This window comes from Bacillus cereus group sp. MYBK101-2, from assembly GCF_051918845.1.
GTDB lineage: Bacteria > Bacillota > Bacilli > Bacillales > Bacillaceae_G > Bacillus_A > Bacillus_A paranthracis.
Genome location: NZ_JBQAIE010000001.1, coordinates 61,636 through 78,229, shown reverse-complemented (window position 1 = coordinate 78,229; position 16,594 = coordinate 61,636). Strand labels below are relative to the sequence as shown.

Sequence of the window (16,594 nt, the reverse complement as noted above, 5' to 3'; positions counted from 1 at the left end):
TTTTTTAATGTATCCACGATAAGAAAAGCGGAACGATAACTAAACTAGCTCCTGCAGTTAAAAGCATAGATAAACTTGCAATCGTTCCTTCTACAGGACCGATTTCGAATGCTTTTGATGTACCGGTTCCATTTGCGCTCGTTCCTAACATAATACCTTTTGCAATTGCTGTTTTAATACGGCATATACGAATGAGAGAAGGTCCGAGCAATGCTCCTGTTAACGCAGTTAAAACAACAAATACTGCTGTTAATTGTGACATACCACCAATCATTTCTGAAATGGCCATTGCAATTGGCGTCGTTACAATATGAGGTGCTAAACTATGTTCTAACGATGAATCAATTTGAAAATAATTTGCTAGTAGTGCTGAAGTAATAACTGATAGAAACGAACCAACAATGACATTAAGTAAAATAGCTATTCCATGTTTCTTAAGTAAATCAAAGTATTTATAGATTGGCCATGCAAAAGCAACTGTTGCAGGTTTTAATAATTCTGTTAACCAGTGGCCTCCAGTTTCATACGTTTCATAAGATGTGTCTAGTCCGAGTAATAACGCGATTAAAATAATAGGACATACGAGAAGAGGAGAAAGTAAGCTCCAATTCCAGCGTTGATACATTTTCTTCGATATCCAATATGTGAATAGTGTTAATAGTAAACAAAGAAAGCTGATCATTGCACGGATCCTTTCCGCTTTAGTAGCAATTCTGTTAAGAGTCCTGTAACGAGAGTGACACAAAGTGTACTAATCATAATAATTAAGATGAGATCGATTCCATATTGTGATAGTGTATCTTTGTAGCGTATGACAGCGACTGCAGAAGGAATGAAAAATAAAATAAGTTCTTTTAATAAAAAGTCTGCACCGTCTTGTATCCACTCTTTTTTCACTAGGTTAAATTTTAATGAGATTAATAATAAAAAAATACCGATAATACTTCCTGGAACTGGGAGGTGTGCCTGTTTTGCAATCCATTCACCTGTCCAAGCGAAACAAAATAATAGTAAAATTTGTCCGCTTAATTTCCACCATTTCATACAGTAACCACCTCTTTCTTTTTTTACATAAAAATTGTAAAAAAGAATTAACAATTTTTACTATACGTTCATTCAAAAAATTTGTCTAATATATAAATTATATGTTATTAATATATTAGACGTATTAATTGAAATGGAAAAGGGTGTCCAAAATGGAATTACGGCATTTGCAATATTTTGTTGTAGTGGCAGAGGAGTTACACTTTGGACGAGCGGCTGCTCGTTTACAAATGACACAACCACCGCTTAGTCAACAAATTCAGCAATTAGAAAAAGAAATGGGAGTTATGTTATTTTCAAGAACGAAGAGAAAGGTTGAATTAACAGAAGCTGGAGAAATGTTTTTGAAAGAAGTAAAAAAAGCGTTCGAACAAATTGAAAAAGCGGTAGAGATTGCACAAAGTGCCCAAAGGGGAGAAGTGGGCTCACTTTCAATTGGTTTTGTAGGTGCGGCGATATATGATATTTTACCATCTATCGTAAGGGAGTATAGAAAGAAATTTCCGAGGGTGTCTGTTGCATTACATGAATTATCTACTCCAGATCAAGTGCATGCACTTCATGATAATCGTATTGATATTGGATTTTTGCGTCCACCAATCCCAACACAATTATTAGAGTTAGAGCCAATACAAAAACTATCTTGTACTTTATGTTTACCGAAGGCTCATCCACTTGCAGAGAAAGATGAAATACATATAGAAGATTTACGGGATGAACCGTTTGTATTTATTACGAGACCAGTATGGCCAGCGTTATACGATACAATTTTATCACTTTGCCGCGACGTCGGGTTTAGTCCGCGTATCGTACAAGAAGCGACGGAATATCAAACAGTTATGGGACTTGTAGCAGCGGGGATTGGAATTACAGTCATACCCGTATCGGCAAATAAATTATATAAAACAGAAGTTGTATATAAAGAGCTATATGATTCTAATTTTGTTGCAGAAATGTCAGTAGCTTACAAAAAAATGAATAGCAATCCAGAGCTACTAGAGTTTTTAAAAATTGCAAGAGAGAAGAAAAGAATAGAAGTTGAGGATGAGATTAATTAAGTTATTAAAAAGTACACCTCATTAAACAATAAAGCGGAAAGGCAATATAATTGCCTTTCCGCTTTATTGTTCTTTTTTTAGTTCTATACTAAAGAGATAAACATGTTTATTTTTGTTTTCTAGGACTAAAGGCTTAGAAAAAACTCCGATTGTAGTGCGATGTTTAAAATGTCATATTTTTATACACTAGTAGTATAGAATGCGTATGTAATAAGGTAGGGGAAGAATTTTATGTCTTTATGTCGGTTAGCGAGAAAAAATATAAGAACATTTGCTACCAAAAGGATGAAGCAATTTATGTGGATTGCTATGAGTATTATGATTTTGTTTTTTATGATATCGCTACAATTTAATGAAGTAGTTGCTGGGGAATTAGGGACTACACTTTTATTTCAAATGTGTTTTTACACGTTGTTTATCGTAGTCATTTTCATATGTACGTTTATTACATATAAAATGACTTATTCTCTTCTGCAAGCGAGGAAAGAAGAAATTAAATCTTATGTAGCAGAGAATAGGAAGAGAAATGATGTACTATGTTTATTATGTCAGGAACAATTATTTATTTATGGAGCAGCGTTTGTTTTTGGATTAGTTAATGGGATGTTATTTTTAAAATTATTTACGATTATCTTTATGAAAATAACAGGAATACAAGGGATAAATAGTGCACCGATTACAATATATGCAATAGTAGTAGTGAGTATAATTATGATTGTTATTTTTCTATTATCGATGGTGCAATGTATTCGATTTGTTCAAAGTTTACAAGATGAAAATTCATTTCAGTTTAAAGAAAAGGCATGAGAAATCATGCCTTTTTCCATTTTACACATAAAAATAATCATGTTACAGTGTAAAGACCTGACAAAGAATGGGAAGGAAAGGTTGTATAGCATGACAAATGAACAATCAATTGTAAAGGTCGAGCGGTTAACGAAGCGAATCGGTTCAAAGACACTTGTAGAAAATATTAGTTTCGAAGTTAAAAAAGGTGAAGTAGTTGGTTTGCTTGGACCAAATGGTGCTGGAAAAACGACTTTAATGAGAATGATGGTCGGCATGATTCGTATGACAGAGGGCGAAGTTTGGATTGACGGTCAATCTGTAAAACAGCAATTTGAAAGTACTGCCTCGAAAATTGGAGCAGTAATTGAGGCACCGGAATTTTATCCATTTTTGAGCGGCTATGAGAATTTAACATATTTCGGACGCATGAATGGTAACGTGACAGAAGAACGTATCGATGAAGTAGTGAAATTGCTAGGGATGGGACAAGTAATTAATCGCAAAGTAAAAGCATATTCACTCGGCATGAGACAACGTTTAGGAATTGCCCAAGCGCTTATTCATGATCCAGATGTATTAATATTAGACGAACCAACGAATGGATTAGATCCTAGTGGAATACATGAAATGAGAATGTACATAAAGAAAATTGCACATGAACAAGGAAAAGCGGTACTTGTATCTAGTCACTTACTTTCGGAAGTTGAATTAATGTGTGATAGAGTTATCATTATTCAGCACGGAGAATATGTCGCGACGCAAAATATTCAGCATAATCAAAGTGAAGAGATGGAGACAATCCGTATACGCGTAGATGATGCGAATAAAGCGGCAGAAATGTTAGACCAAGATGTTTTAATAAAAGGTAATGATTTACTTATTCATGTAAAAGATGAAGAAATCCCAAATGTTATTCGTACATTGCTTGAGAAAAACATTCAAGTGTATCGTGTATATGAAGAAAGAAAAACGTTAGAAGAGCAATTTTTAGAATTAACAGGGGGAAAAGATATTGTTTAATTTAGTGTATAACGAATTGTATAAAATATTTAAGCGAAAGCGAACGATTATTCCATTTGCAGTTATTGCAGTATTAATAATCGGATTAGGATGGGTTACTGTAAAGTATTTGGAGCCGGAAACAAAAGGATGGAAAGCTGATTATACAGAACGAACTGTAGAAATTGAGAAAAAGCTAGGCATGGAAAAAGAAGCAATTTTAGCGGAACGATCTGGGGATGAGCTTGTAAAGGAATATCAGCTTAAGATGAAGCATTTAGATACAGATACAGCACCTGCAAGTAGTTCTCCGCTTTCTTTCATGAGAGATACAGGTTTTATCGTATTTCCAATATTGCTCCCGTTTATCCTCGTGTATGCAAGTACAATTTTTGCGAATGAATATAGCTGGGGAACATATAAATTTTTAACGATACGACCAGCAAGTCGCTTTAAAATTTTGACAGCTAAATTTTTAGCAATTGTCATATTTGCAGCGCTATTGTTTATATTTAATATGATTTTTTCCATTTTATGTGGACTTGTTATTTATAAATTCCAGCAGCCTGCATGGAGCGAGTTTATTTTCCAAGATGGAAATATTATAAAACAAAATATTTTTGTAGAAGCTAGTAAGTATTATATTTTATCGTGGTTGCCGACGATTGTGTACGCAGCGTTTGCATTTATGATTTCTGTACTAACAAGATCTAGTGGAGGCGCGATTGGTATTTCACTATTTCTTGCTTTATCAGGAAACATCGCATTACTAGCAGCAACTAGATATGATTGGGCGAAATATTTATTGCCAGCAAACACAGATTTATATAGTATTGCAAAGAATGGAAGCTTTATTGATGGAGTAACGTTCCCGTTTGCATCATGTATGTTAGTACTGTATTTATTTGTATTTTTAATCATTTCCTATACAGTATTTTTAAAACGTGATTTAACTTAAAAAAAAGAGCCGTTAAGCATTTCTTAACGGCTCCTTTTTTAGGAAAAGTGTTTAAGTGCTTTTTCAGCTAACAAAGTGAAGTATTCTGCACTTATGGGTAACGCTCGCTCATCTACTGTAAAGCTTGGATGATGCCATTCATGTGTACCACTCGTTCCCATAAAGACGAATGATCCTGGTATGTGTTGTTGATAAAAAGAGAAATCTTCGCCAGCCATGGAAGGAGTAGGGGTAATCACGTCTAGTGACATTTCCTGTGCAGTTTGTGTACATAAATGAGTAAGACTTTCATCATTATGGACAGCAGGAGGACCTGAATGAAAATGGAATTCTGTTTTTACACCTAGTGCATCAGAAACGCCCTTAATGATACGTTCCATTAAGGCTGGAATTTTTTCGCGTGTTTCAGCTTGGAAAGTACGAACAGTACCTTCTAATATTGCTTTTTCAGGAATAACGTTCCACGTATTTCCTGAGTGGATGTTTGTGACACTAACGACGGCATTATGTGAAGAACTTATATTTCGGCTTACAATTGTTTGTAATGCCATCACAATTTGAGAAGATGCGACAATTGGATCTACCCCAGCATCTGGTACAGCTGCATGTGTACCAACTCCGTGAATTTCAATTTCAAATCGATCAACTCCAGCCATCAGTGGACCATCTTTAATACCGATTGTACCGACTGGTAAATCAGGTTTATTATGCATGCCGAAAATAGCTTGCACGCCATGTAAATGCCCGGCTTCAATTACTTTGCAAGCACCATTACTGCTTTCTTCAGCTGGCTGGAATATAAAGCGTACAGTTCCGCTAAGAGAAGATTCTTTTTCTTTTAGCAAATAAGCAGCCCCTATAATAGCAGCTGTATGAAAATCATGTCCGCAAGCATGCATCCTGCCGTGAATTTTTGAAGCGTACGGTAAATTTGTTTCCTCTTGAATAGGCAGGGCATCAATATCAGCACGGATTGCTATAAGTGGTCCGTTACTATTTCCAGAAATTTCAGCAATAACGCCTGTTTCTAAATTAGAATGTATAATCGTAATGTTTTTTTCTTCCAACCAATTCTTTATAGCTTTCGTCGTTTCAAATTCTTCGTATGATAGTTCTGGATGCTCATGTAAATTTCGACGAATAGAAATTAGCGTCTCAGTTAATTGCTCTAGATTTGCAGCCACGTATAATGCCTTCTTTCTTAAATAAAGTATTTACATCAAGTATACAATATTAAAAGAGAGGATTCTCAAATGAAAATCCTCTCTCGTTTATGCTGCCAATTTTTTGTGTGTATGATGTTTACGATAACGTCCACGCATTGCATAGGCAATTTGCGGGATTGCAATACCGATTAAAATAAGTGATACACCGAACCATTGTGAAGAGAGCACAGCTTCTTTTAAAACGAATACAGACATAATTGTAGTAACGGGTAATTCTGCTGCACCAAGAATAGTTGCTAAGCCAGAACCAATCTTTGGAATACCAATTGTAAAGGCGATAGAAGGAATAACGATACTAAATGTTCCTAAACCTAAACCGTATTTCCAAAGACCTTCAGAAATTGCACCGTTAAAAATAAATGTTGGAGGGAATACGATCATTACTAAAGTTAAAGCGCCAGCCATTAGGAGAACACCACGTGGTAATGAAGGTACTTCAACAGCAACTTTTCCGCTCACAAAAATGTATGTTGCAAATGTAACAGCAGATAACAGGCCTAGTATAATTCCTGTCGTATCGAAATCACCTGCTGATTTTTCTAGTAAACCACTTGATAAAAATGTACCTGCAAGTAAGAAAATAACGGAAATAACCTTTTCTCTTGAAGGTAATGTTTTTGTTGCGACTGCTTCAATAATAATTCCGACCCAAACGAATTGAAATAAAAGTATAATTGCAATAGATGCTGGTACAGTTTTTAATGAAGCATAATAAAAAATTCCAGTGAAACTTGCAGATGTACCTGCAACGAATAAAGTTAATGCTTGTTTTAATGGAACACGATGTCTAGAAAATAGAAGTGTAATAGCAAGCAAAATAATCCAACCGAACAAATATTGGCTGCCAATTACCTCTCCAAGTGAAAATCCTTCTGCATATGCAAGTTTAACGAAAATAGCTAAAATCCCATAACTACACGCTCCTAATAAAACTAAAAGAGAATAACGAAGCATGAAAAATTCCTCCCATCTATATGAACTTGTTCCGTAACGGACATATATAACTAGAGGGAAGTATACAAAATTAAAAATGAAGGGTCAAATAAAAGAAAAGTGTGACATTTTATAGAATAATAATAAAAGTATGATATTTATGCATAATCTTGAAATTAGTAATAATAGAAGTATTGTAAAATCAGCTTTGTATTGTATAAAGACAGCATTTGAAAAAAATATTTTTTAATCAATATGTATATAGACATACGAATAATATGCTAATCATTTGAGAAACTATGTTACCTTTGTTATGTTAATAACATTAGAGAGGTTTTGTAGTTTAATTGAGATTTTTCTATATAATAGAAGGAACTGAAAACGTTTTTTTAGAAAAAGCGTGAAAGGGTAGTTTTTCTTATTATCACGTTGGAAAAGTGATTTCACGAATTGTTCACAGTATTTTTATATGTTTTTGCTACAATATGTAAAGAGAGGAGTGGAACAATGCAAGATATTAGTATTTTTTTAGCGTTTGGCGCCGGGTTTTTATCATTTATTTCCCCATGCTGCTTACCGCTTTATCCGGCATTTTTATCGTACATAACAGGTATGTCGGTTTCTGAGTTGAAAGAAGAAAATGCAATGCTTCGCAAAAGAAGTATGATACATACAGCGTTTTTCTTACTTGGATTTTCAATTATATTTATGGCAATTGGATTTGGTACAAGTTTTATTGGAGGCATTTTTACAAATTATAAAGATTTAATTAGACAGTTAGGTGGTATATTTATCATCGTATTTGGTCTTATTATTGTCGGTGTGTTTAAGCCGAAGTTTTTAATGCAAGATCGTAAATTCACGTTTAAAAATCGTCCGAGTGGTTATTTTGGATCCGTTCTAATTGGGTTGGCATTTGCGGCAGGATGGACACCTTGTACTGGACCTATTTTAGTATCGGTTATTGGATTAGCAGCAACAAATCCAGAATCAGCAATGATTTATATGATTGCATACATACTTGGATTTGCTATCCCGTTCTTCGTACTATCATTCTTTATTACGAAAATGTCTTGGATTAAAAGAAACAGTATGAAGTTCATGAAAATCGGGGGATACATTATGATTATCATGGGTATCTTCTTATACTTTAACTGGATGACAAAAATTATCGTATATTTCTCAAGTTTATTTGGTGGTTTTACGGGTTTTTAGTATTATTCTGTGAAAATGTTGGAAATACTAACGGAAAAGCATATAATGAAAGTATATTTTGCATATAGCCACAAAAAAGGATGAGAAAATATGAACATAGTTGTTTTATCCAGTATCGTTGCTGTTTGTATGGCTGTTGGTGCGATGTTTATTCGTTTAAAAGCAGCTAAGAAACCTGCAACATTGAAAAAAATTATACTTCCACCATTTTTTATGAGTACGGGAGCGTTGATGTATGTTTTTCCTGAATTTCGATTAACTCCAGCAGAAATGTTAGAAGCAATTGGCGTCGGTTTGTTTTTCTCTATTTTTCTTATTAAAACATCTAAATTTGAGATTAGAGGACAAGAGATTTATTTGAAGCGTTCAAAAGCCTTTGTTTTTATATTAATTGGATTACTTGTCGTGCGAATTGTATTTAAAACATACTTAAGCCAATCTCTTGATTTAGGACAACTTAGTGGCATGTTCTTCTTACTCGCGTTCGCAATGATTGTGTCATGGAGAATTGCGATGTACCGTTCCTTTACGAAATTGCAAAAGGAAATGGAAAAAGAAGATGGTTTTTATAATGAAAAAGATATGAAATTAACTTAAAAACTGTATATGTATAAAATAAAAAGACAGCGTTTTTTGACGCTGTCTTTTTATTTTATATTGCTAACATCTTCTATTCCAACCGCGCCGGATAAAACGTTCCCCATTAAAGAAACAATTTAAATTTGGTGAGACGAACGGACCGATAAACGGAATAATGTTTGGCTCTGAAGTTTCATCAACGGAAATCGGTGGTTTAGTAGGATCTGGTCTGAGTGTATAGCGAATGCGAGCGGTATTTCGAATGAGACCATTTCGTGGCTCTGCTGTTACTTGAACGATAAAACGAACAACAACGGATTCACTTGGATTAACAGTATTGATAAGAATACCGATAGTTGGGTTAGTTCCGGGACGTGCTACTCCATTTACTGTTACTGAATTTGGATAGAAAGTAACCTCAGGAGGAAGTGGGTCGGTAATGAGTACGTTATTTACTGGGATGATGCCATTGTTAGTAAAGGTAAGTGTATATGTGATGAAATCACCGAGATGGGCGCTATTTACATTTGCGGTCTTAATAAATGTGTTTGGCTCATTAGGGTTTACTTCTATCGTAATTGGTGGTGTTGTAGTCGTTGTTGTGATAGGTGGTCTAGTCGGGTCGGGTTGAGAAGTATACGTAATGGATGCGATATTTGTAATCATTCTATTAGCTGGAAGTGTAATAACCTGTACTTGGAATGAAATAGTTACGGATTCTGTTGGATTAAGAGTTCCGACTGGAATGCCTGTGGATGGATTTGCGTTTGGAACGGGAATGTTATTAATTGTGACACTATTTGGAACGAATGATGTGCCGACAGGAAGTGAGTCTGTAACAGAAATGTCAGTGACAGGAATCGTACCTTCATTTTGGAATGTGATAGTAAATGTAATCGTATCACCTACTGAAACGATGGATTTATCAGCGGTTTTTATCGGGTTAATAGTCCCAACGTTTACAGGAGTAATTGTAGTAGGTGTAGGGGTAGTAACGGATACCGGTGGTTTAGTAGGATCGGGTTGGTACTGGAAGGAAACGTTACCTTGGTTTTGAATTTCTCCGCTTGGTGGAATTGAAGTAACTAGGACACGGAAAGAAATCGTTGCGGATTCAGAAGGAGCAAGTGTTGAAATTGGGATGCCTGCTGATGGATTTGCAGTTGGTTGCGGCACGTTGTTAATTGTTACACTATTTTGGATGAACGAAGTACCGATAGGAATTGTATCAGTTACAAGTATATGATTAGCAGGAATGGTACCTGTATTTTGGAGAGAAATCGTATACGTAATGATATCACCTAAAGTAACTGTTTCCGGCGTGGCTGTTTTTTCCGGATTTAATATAGCTGTATTTACATTCGTTGTGTTAATTGGAGTAGGGTCTGTAATTGTAATAGGAGGTTCACCAGGACCTGGTTCATATGTGAAAGTAACAGTTGCTTGATTTCGAATAATACCACCAGGTGGTACACTTGTGACTCTTGCTTGGAATTGAACAGTAATTGTATCGTTTGGATTGACTGTTCCAACAGGTATACCTACAACAGGATTTGCTCCAAGATCTGGAATGCCATTTATTACAACAGTACCTGGAAGAAACGTTAACCCATTTGCTAACGGATCAGTAATGATAACGGAAGTTGCAGGGACTGATCCGCGATTTTGGAAGGTTACAGTATACGTTATGATTTCATTTATATCTACAATTTGTTTGTCGGCTAGTTTATTTGGGTTAGGTGTAGGTGTAATAACGGATACTTCAACAGTTGGAGTAGGATCTGTAATAGTAATAGGGGGTTCGCTAGGGTTTGGCTGGAATGTGTAAGTGACAGTTGCAGTGTTTTTAATAATACCGTCTGGTGGGAGTTCAGTTACAGTAACTTGATAAGTTAATGTAACAATTTGTCCTGGAGTTACAGTCCCAACGTTTACACCACTATTTGGATTTGCTCCAGGTGAAGCAACACCATTAATCGTAACACTGTTCGGAATGAAAGTAGTACCAGCTGGAGTAGGGTCTGCAATAATAACATCTGACGCATTAATATTCCCTACATTTTGGAACGTAATTGTATAAGTGACAGTATCACCAAGGTTAATAACTTGAGGAGTAGCTTGTTTGTTAGGATTAGTAGTAACTTCACTTACTTGCGTCTTTGTAGTAGGTGTAGGCGTAGTAACGGATACGGGAGGTAAATTTGGATCTGGCTGGTACTGGAATGAAACGCTTCCTTCATTTTCGATAAAACCTGTCGGTGGTATCGATGTTACTTGAACTTGGAAAGTTACGACGGCTGAAGTGTTAGGTTCTAATGTACCGATAAGAATTCCAGAACTAGGAACGATATCTGGTTGTGGAATGCCGTTTATCGTAACGCTATTCGGAATGAAAGTAGTACCAGCTGGAATAGGGTCGGTTACAAGTACATTTGTTGCAGGGACAGTTCCTGTATTTTGTAAGGAGATTGTATAGGTGATTGTGTCGCCTAATAAAGCAAATACTTTATCTGCGGATTTTGTAGGGTTCGTTGTTGCGGTATTGACATTTGTAGTAGTAGGTGGAGTCGGTGTAGTTACTGTTACTGGGGGTTCTCCAGGATTAGGTTGGAATGTGTAGGTGATAGTAGCTTCATTTACAATAATTCCGTTAGGTGGTATGGAAACAACACGAACTTGGAAAGTTACAACAACTGATTGACTAGGATTTAATGTGCCAAGAGGAATGCCAAGAGCTGGATCAACATCGCTCGTTGAGATACCATTAATTGTTACACTATTTGGAATGAAAGTCGTACCAATTGGAATCGAATCTGTGAAAATAATATTTGTTAGTTCAACAGTTTGTAAGTTTTGGAAGATAACGGTGTACGTAATGATATCACCTATATCAACATTGTTTCGATCAGCTGTTTTTGCTGGATTAATAATGCTGTTAATAATTTCAGTATTAACTGGAGGAGTTTCTTCTGTTTTTGTAATAGGAGGTTCATTTGGGTTAGGCTGAGATGTAAAGTTGATTGAACCAATATTTGTAACAACACCGTTAGGAGGTATATTTGTAATCGTTACCTGGAACGTGATGGTTACTATTTGATTAGGCTGTATTGTGCCGATAGGTATCCCGATACTTGGATCAATACCTGGTTGCAAAATCCCATTTATTGTAACAGAATCCACAATAAATTGTGTGCCTACTGGTGCTTGATCCATGACGGATACATTTGTCATTGGAATATTTCCGAGGTTTTCAAGAGTGATTGTATACGTGAGTGCATCTCCAATGTTAGCAACTGATAAATCTACTGTTTTAGTTGACTCTAATTCTGCATTTTGTACAATTGTTTCTGCGATTGGAGTCGGTGTGGTTGTTGTAATAGGCGGGAGTGTCGGATCTGGTTGAGATGTGTAAGTGACATTTGCTTCATTTGAGATAATGCCATTTGGTGGTAAAGCTGTTATTTGTACTTCTAAAGTAACAGTCACTATTTGTCTAGGGTTTAATGTGCCAACTGGGATTCCTATTTCAGGGGTCAAATTAGGTTGTGGAATGCCATTAATCGTAACGCTACCAGGGATAAATGTAGTTCCAGTAGGGATAGAATCTGTAATAATGACATTAGTTGCAGGTATATTACCAGTATTTTGAAGGGTGATTGTATAAGTGAGCGTATCACCAATACTTGCAAACTCACGATCCACTGTTTTTTGCGGGTTCGGGTTAGCGGTACGAACAGGTAAAGTTACGGTAGGAGTCGTTTCTGTTGTTGTAATAGGAGGTTCGCTAGGATTAGGCTGAGAAGTGTAGGTAACACTTGCTGTATTTTCTATTTTTCCATTAGGAGGAATAGCGTTTATTTGAATCTGGAATGTAACAGTAACTGTCTCGCCGGGATTAACTGTTCCAACAGGAATTCCTGTGACTGGACTTACGCCGGGTTGAGCGACATTGTTTACAGTAACACTATTCGTAATAAAAGTTGTACCCGGTGGCAAAGAGTCTGTAACTGTTACACCTGTAGCAGGTATAGTTCCTTGGTTTGTAAATGTGACAGTATAAGTTACAATATCGCCAATTTCTGCAAACGTAAGGTTTGCTGTTTTTGTCGGACTTATGACTACAGTTTGGATAGGAGTCGTTGTTTCAGGAGTTGTTTCTGTTTTTGTGACTGGAGGTAAATTTGGATCCGGTTGATAATTAAATGTTGCACTACCTTGATTTCGGATTTCGCCGCTAGCAGGGATGTTTATTACTCGTACTTGGAAAGTAATCGTTGCGCGTTCGGATGGCGCTAAAGTTCCAAGTGAAATTCCTGATGATGGATTTGTTCCTGCTTGAGGAATCCCATTAATCGTAACACTATCTGGAATAAATACAGTACCGGCAGGGATAGAATCTATTACTGTTATATTCGTAGCAGGAACAGTACCGGTGTTTTGAAATGAGAGAGTATAGGTAATGACATCATTTAATGCAACGAAGGAGCGATCTGCTGTTTTTTGTGGATTTAGTGTAGCGGTATTAACTGCTGTTTCTGTTTCAGGAGTTGTAATAGTTGTCGTAACGGGAGGTTCATTTGGATTTGGCTCGTATGTGAATGTAATATTTGCTTGATTTCTAATAACTCCTCCGGGCGGGATACTATTTACTACACCTTGGAACGTAACTGTAATACTTTGACCGGGATTTACAGTGCCGACGGGTATACCAATTTCAGGGTTTTCTCCAAGTTGTGATGTGCCATTTACGACAACGCTACCTGGAACGAAAGAAACACCAGATGGAAGTGCATCTTTTATAATAACATTTGTAGCGGGGACGGTCCCTCTATTTTGGAATGTTACAGTAAAAGTAATCGTATCCCCTATATCAGCAACTTGTCGATCAGCAGATTTTGTAGTCGTTGGATTAGGATTATTAATTGGAATGTTTACACTTGGAGTGGTGGTAGTTGTTGTAACAGGAGGCTCACTTGGGTTCGGTTGATATTGGTAAGTGAAGGATGCTTGGTTTCTAATTATTCCATCAGGTGGTAAGTTTGTAACGACAACTTGATACGTGATTGTTTTTGTTTCTCCGACAGAAATGGTACCAAGTGGTATACCAAGTGATGGGGCTGCTCCTGGCGTTGTAATGCCATCGACTGTAACACTATTTGGAACGAAAATAGTCCCGTTAGGTGTAGGGTCTGTAACGACTACATTTGTAGCCGGAACGGTCCCGTTATTTGTAAATGTGACCGTGTAGGTAATCGTATCTCCTAAATCAGCAACTTGTTTGTCGGCAGATTTTGTAGGCGCTGTAATAACGGTCCCAACTTGAGTTTCTGTTTTAGGAGTTGGGGTAGTTGTTGTAACAGGAGGCTCATTTGGATTAACAATATAATTAAATGATACACTGCCTTGGTTTTCTATAATTCCATTTGGTGGGACACTTGTAACTTGAACTTGGAATGTAATTGTTTTTGCTTGATTTGGATTTAAAGTACCGATTGATATACCGTTTTCAGGATTACTGTTAGGTTGTGAGACACCATCAATCGTGACGCTATTTGGAATAAATGTTGTACCGTTTGGAATTGGATCTGTTAGTACAATATTTATTGAGGGAACAGTGCCGTTATTTTGTAAACTAATTGTATACGTAATAACATCACCAATATCAACGAAAGTACGATTAGCAGATTTTGTAGGGTTAACTGTAGCGGTATTAACAGAGACTGTAGTAGGTGCTGTCGGTTCGGTTGTGGTAACCGGCGGTCTTGTTGGATCTGGCTGGTACGTATATGTCGTTGAAGCTGCGTTTGTAATAACACCGCCAGCTGGAATTTGTGTAACAAGAACTTGGAAAGATAGTGTTTTGGTTTCACCGGGATCAATTGTTCCAACTGGGATTCCTAGTGCGGGATTTGAATTTGGAACCGGTACATTATTTAAGATTACGCTATTCGGAATGAATGTTGTACCAGTAGGAATGGTATCAGTAAAAACTACATTTGTAGCAGGGATCGTACCATCATTAGTGAAAGTAATCGTATACGTAATAACATCACCGATATCAACAGTAGTTTTATCCGCCGTTTTAACAGGGTTTGTAATAGCGGTGTTAACAGGAGTAGTAGTAGGTGGTGTAGGGTTTGTTGTTGTAATAGCTGGTTTTGTAGGATCTGGTTGATACGTAAATGTTGTGGTTCCGATATTTCGGATTAGGCCATTCTCTGGGAGAGAGGTAACTTGAACTTGGAAAGTGACAGTGACAGTATTACCAGCTGCGATTGTTCCAATTTGTATACCACCAGAAGGGTTTACGCCAGGTTGTGAAGTACCGTTAATTGTGACGCTATTCGGAATAAATGTAGTGCTACTTGGAATCGGATCAGTCACAATAACATTAGTTGCAGAAATATTTCCTGTATTCGGTAATGTAATCGTATACGTAATCGTATCGCCAATATCGACAACTTGTGGACTAGCAGATTTTGTAGGATTTACAATTGCAGTTCGTACAGAAGTAGTTGTTGGAGGTGTTGTTATCGTAGTGGTTGTTGGGGGTTCAGCCGGATTCGGTTGCGACGTAAATGTTATATTTGCTTCGTTAGTAATCGTTCCGTTAGCTGGAAGGGAAGTGACTTGGACTTGAAATGTGACAGTTGTAGTTTGACCAGCAGGAATTGTACCTAGCGGAATATTTGTTGGAGTTACGCCAGATTGTGCCGTTCCATTAACTGTAACACTGTTTGGAATAAAAGTAGTGCCAGTAGGGATAGGGTCGGTGATGGAAACATTTGTTGCTGAAGTATTACCGTTATTTGGAACAGTAATCGTATACGTAATGATGTCACCAATATTTACAATTTGTTGGTTTGCACTTTTAGTTGGATTTATGATAGTAGCATTAATTTGTGTTTCAACTATATTACTTGTAGAGTTTCTGTTAATTGGTGGTTGGTTTGGTGGATTATATTGAAAGCTTGAAGTTGCACTATTTGGAATAGGGTTTGGTGTAGGGAGAGTATTAACTTGAACTTGAAACGTAATTGTAGCATTCCCGTTTGCAGCAATCGTTCCTACATTTATTCCAGTAGCAGGATTATCTGTAGTAGAAGTACCATTAACTGTAACGCTACCCGGTACGAACGATGTGCCGGCAGGAGGCGTGTCTGTAATGATAACATTATTAGCAGCTAATGTGGCTTGATTTGTGGCTGTAATTGTATACGTAATCGTATCACCGATAGTAGCAATTGTTTTATCTACTGCTTTTGTTAATGCGACATTAGCTGTGAAAATGTCTGTATTAACAATATTGCTTGTTGTTGTACGTGTGATAGTGGGTGCGTTAGGTGCAGGTTGAAATTCGTATCCAAATGATGCTACGTTACTTGCAATTGGTGGGGTAGGGACACTTGTAACATCTACTTGAAAGGTAATTGTAACAGAGCCGCCAGCAGGAATGTTGCTAATGGGAATACCAGTAGCAGGATTTCCAGCTGTTGCAACGCCATCAACTGTAACGCTGTTTGGAACGAAAGTAGTGCCAGCAGGTATGGGGTCTGTAAATGTAACGTTTTGGGCAGGAAGTGTTCCGGTATTTTGGACAACGATTGTATAGGTTAAACGACTTCCTATTGTTGCTATTGCCATTAGATTCGTCCTTTCTAGATGAATTTAAATCCGATCAATAGTTAGGCATTTACAAATAGCATCCATTTAAAATTGAAAGCTGGTTCTATTTGTAAAAAAATATGAAAAATGAGCTCGTCATTGCATCCTATTCAAATATAAATGAATAG

11 protein-coding genes are annotated in these 16,594 nt (G+C 36.8%); 6 read left to right on the top strand and 5 right to left on the bottom strand.

Annotation, left to right across the window (positions count from 1 at the left end; translation table 11 throughout):
• Window positions 1-4: 4 nt before the first annotated feature.
• Window positions 5-682 (bottom strand): LrgB family protein, encoded by a 678-nt coding sequence (locus ACTFSI_RS00375; RefSeq protein WP_440045189.1) that lies wholly within the window; start codon window positions 680-682, stop codon window positions 5-7.
• Window positions 679-1,044 carry a CidA/LrgA family holin-like protein gene (locus ACTFSI_RS00370; RefSeq protein ID WP_000872364.1) on the bottom strand — a complete coding sequence of 122 codons (366 nt, stop codon included), beginning with the start codon at window positions 1,042-1,044 and terminating at the stop codon, window positions 679-681. Before ACTFSI_RS00370 ends, ACTFSI_RS00375 begins: the two co-directional genes overlap by 4 nt.
• A 152-nt stretch (window positions 1,045-1,196) precedes the next feature.
• On the opposite strand from ACTFSI_RS00370, the gene alsR reads away from it, so the two are divergent.
• From alsR to ACTFSI_RS00350, 4 genes are all read left to right on the top strand, one after another.
• On the top strand, window positions 1,197-2,102 hold the full coding sequence (gene alsR / locus ACTFSI_RS00365) for an acetoin biosynthesis transcriptional regulator AlsR (protein WP_000423223.1): 906 nt from the start codon (window positions 1,197-1,199) through the stop codon (window positions 2,100-2,102).
• Between the two features lie 231 nt (window positions 2,103-2,333).
• Window positions 2,334-2,909: an FtsX-like permease family protein gene (locus ACTFSI_RS00360; RefSeq protein ID WP_138321305.1), complete on the top strand. Its 576-nt coding sequence runs from the start codon at window positions 2,334-2,336 to the stop codon at window positions 2,907-2,909.
• Between the two features lie 90 nt (window positions 2,910-2,999).
• Window positions 3,000-3,911 carry an ATP-binding cassette domain-containing protein gene (locus tag ACTFSI_RS00355; RefSeq protein ID WP_440045188.1) on the top strand — a complete coding sequence of 304 codons (912 nt, stop codon included), beginning with the start codon at window positions 3,000-3,002 and terminating at the stop codon, window positions 3,909-3,911.
• Window positions 3,904-4,848: an ABC transporter permease gene (locus ACTFSI_RS00350; protein ID WP_000482766.1), complete on the top strand. Its 945-nt coding sequence runs from the start codon at window positions 3,904-3,906 to the stop codon at window positions 4,846-4,848. The genes ACTFSI_RS00355 and ACTFSI_RS00350 overlap by 8 nt, the downstream gene beginning before the upstream one ends.
• A gap of 38 nt (window positions 4,849-4,886) precedes the next feature.
• Here ACTFSI_RS00350 and ACTFSI_RS00345 read toward each other — a convergent pair whose 3' ends face one another.
• Window positions 4,887-6,032, bottom strand: a complete 1,146-nt coding sequence (locus ACTFSI_RS00345) for a M20 peptidase aminoacylase family protein (protein ID WP_440045187.1) — start codon at window positions 6,030-6,032, stop codon at window positions 4,887-4,889.
• An 87-nt stretch (window positions 6,033-6,119) separates the two neighbouring features.
• Window positions 6,120-7,028, bottom strand: a complete 909-nt coding sequence (locus ACTFSI_RS00340; RefSeq protein WP_139896242.1) for an EamA family transporter — start codon at window positions 7,026-7,028, stop codon at window positions 6,120-6,122.
• 486 nt (window positions 7,029-7,514) lie between these two features.
• Here ACTFSI_RS00340 and ccdA point away from each other — a divergent pair, with 486 nt between their 5' ends.
• Both ccdA and ACTFSI_RS00330 read left to right on the top strand, forming a co-directional pair.
• The gene (gene ccdA, locus ACTFSI_RS00335) at window positions 7,515-8,222 is read left to right on the top strand and encodes a cytochrome c-type biogenesis protein CcdA (RefSeq protein WP_242261496.1); all 708 of its coding nucleotides are present in this window, start codon (window positions 7,515-7,517) and stop codon (window positions 8,220-8,222) included.
• A gap of 90 nt (window positions 8,223-8,312) precedes the next feature.
• Complete coding sequence (locus ACTFSI_RS00330; protein ID WP_001028639.1) at window positions 8,313-8,819, top strand: CcdC family protein; 507 nt, start codon at window positions 8,313-8,315, stop codon at window positions 8,817-8,819.
• A gap of 63 nt (window positions 8,820-8,882) precedes the next feature.
• Here ACTFSI_RS00330 and ACTFSI_RS00325 read toward each other — a convergent pair whose 3' ends face one another.
• Complete coding sequence (locus ACTFSI_RS00325; RefSeq protein WP_277616993.1) at window positions 8,883-16,445, bottom strand: DUF7507 domain-containing protein; 7,563 nt, start codon at window positions 16,443-16,445, stop codon at window positions 8,883-8,885.
• Window positions 16,446-16,594: the final 149 nt, after the last annotated feature.

Coding starts and splice junctions, on each gene's coding strand:
- alsR (WP_000423223.1), top strand. CDS start 1,197: ATGGAATTACGGCATTTGCAATATTTTGTTGTAGTGGCAGAGGAGTTA.
- ACTFSI_RS00325 (WP_277616993.1), bottom strand. CDS start 16,445: ATGGCAATAGCAACAATAGGAAGTCGTTTAACCTATACAATCGTTGTC.
- ACTFSI_RS00355 (WP_440045188.1), top strand. CDS start 3,000: ATGACAAATGAACAATCAATTGTAAAGGTCGAGCGGTTAACGAAGCGA.
- ACTFSI_RS00375 (WP_440045189.1), bottom strand. CDS start 682: ATGATCAGCTTTCTTTGTTTACTATTAACACTATTCACATATTGGATA.
- ACTFSI_RS00360 (WP_138321305.1), top strand. CDS start 2,334: ATGTCTTTATGTCGGTTAGCGAGAAAAAATATAAGAACATTTGCTACC.
- ccdA (WP_242261496.1), top strand. CDS start 7,515: ATGCAAGATATTAGTATTTTTTTAGCGTTTGGCGCCGGGTTTTTATCA.
- ACTFSI_RS00330 (WP_001028639.1), top strand. CDS start 8,313: ATGAACATAGTTGTTTTATCCAGTATCGTTGCTGTTTGTATGGCTGTT.
- ACTFSI_RS00370 (WP_000872364.1), bottom strand. CDS start 1,044: ATGAAATGGTGGAAATTAAGCGGACAAATTTTACTATTATTTTGTTTC.
- ACTFSI_RS00340 (WP_139896242.1), bottom strand. CDS start 7,028: ATGCTTCGTTATTCTCTTTTAGTTTTATTAGGAGCGTGTAGTTATGGG.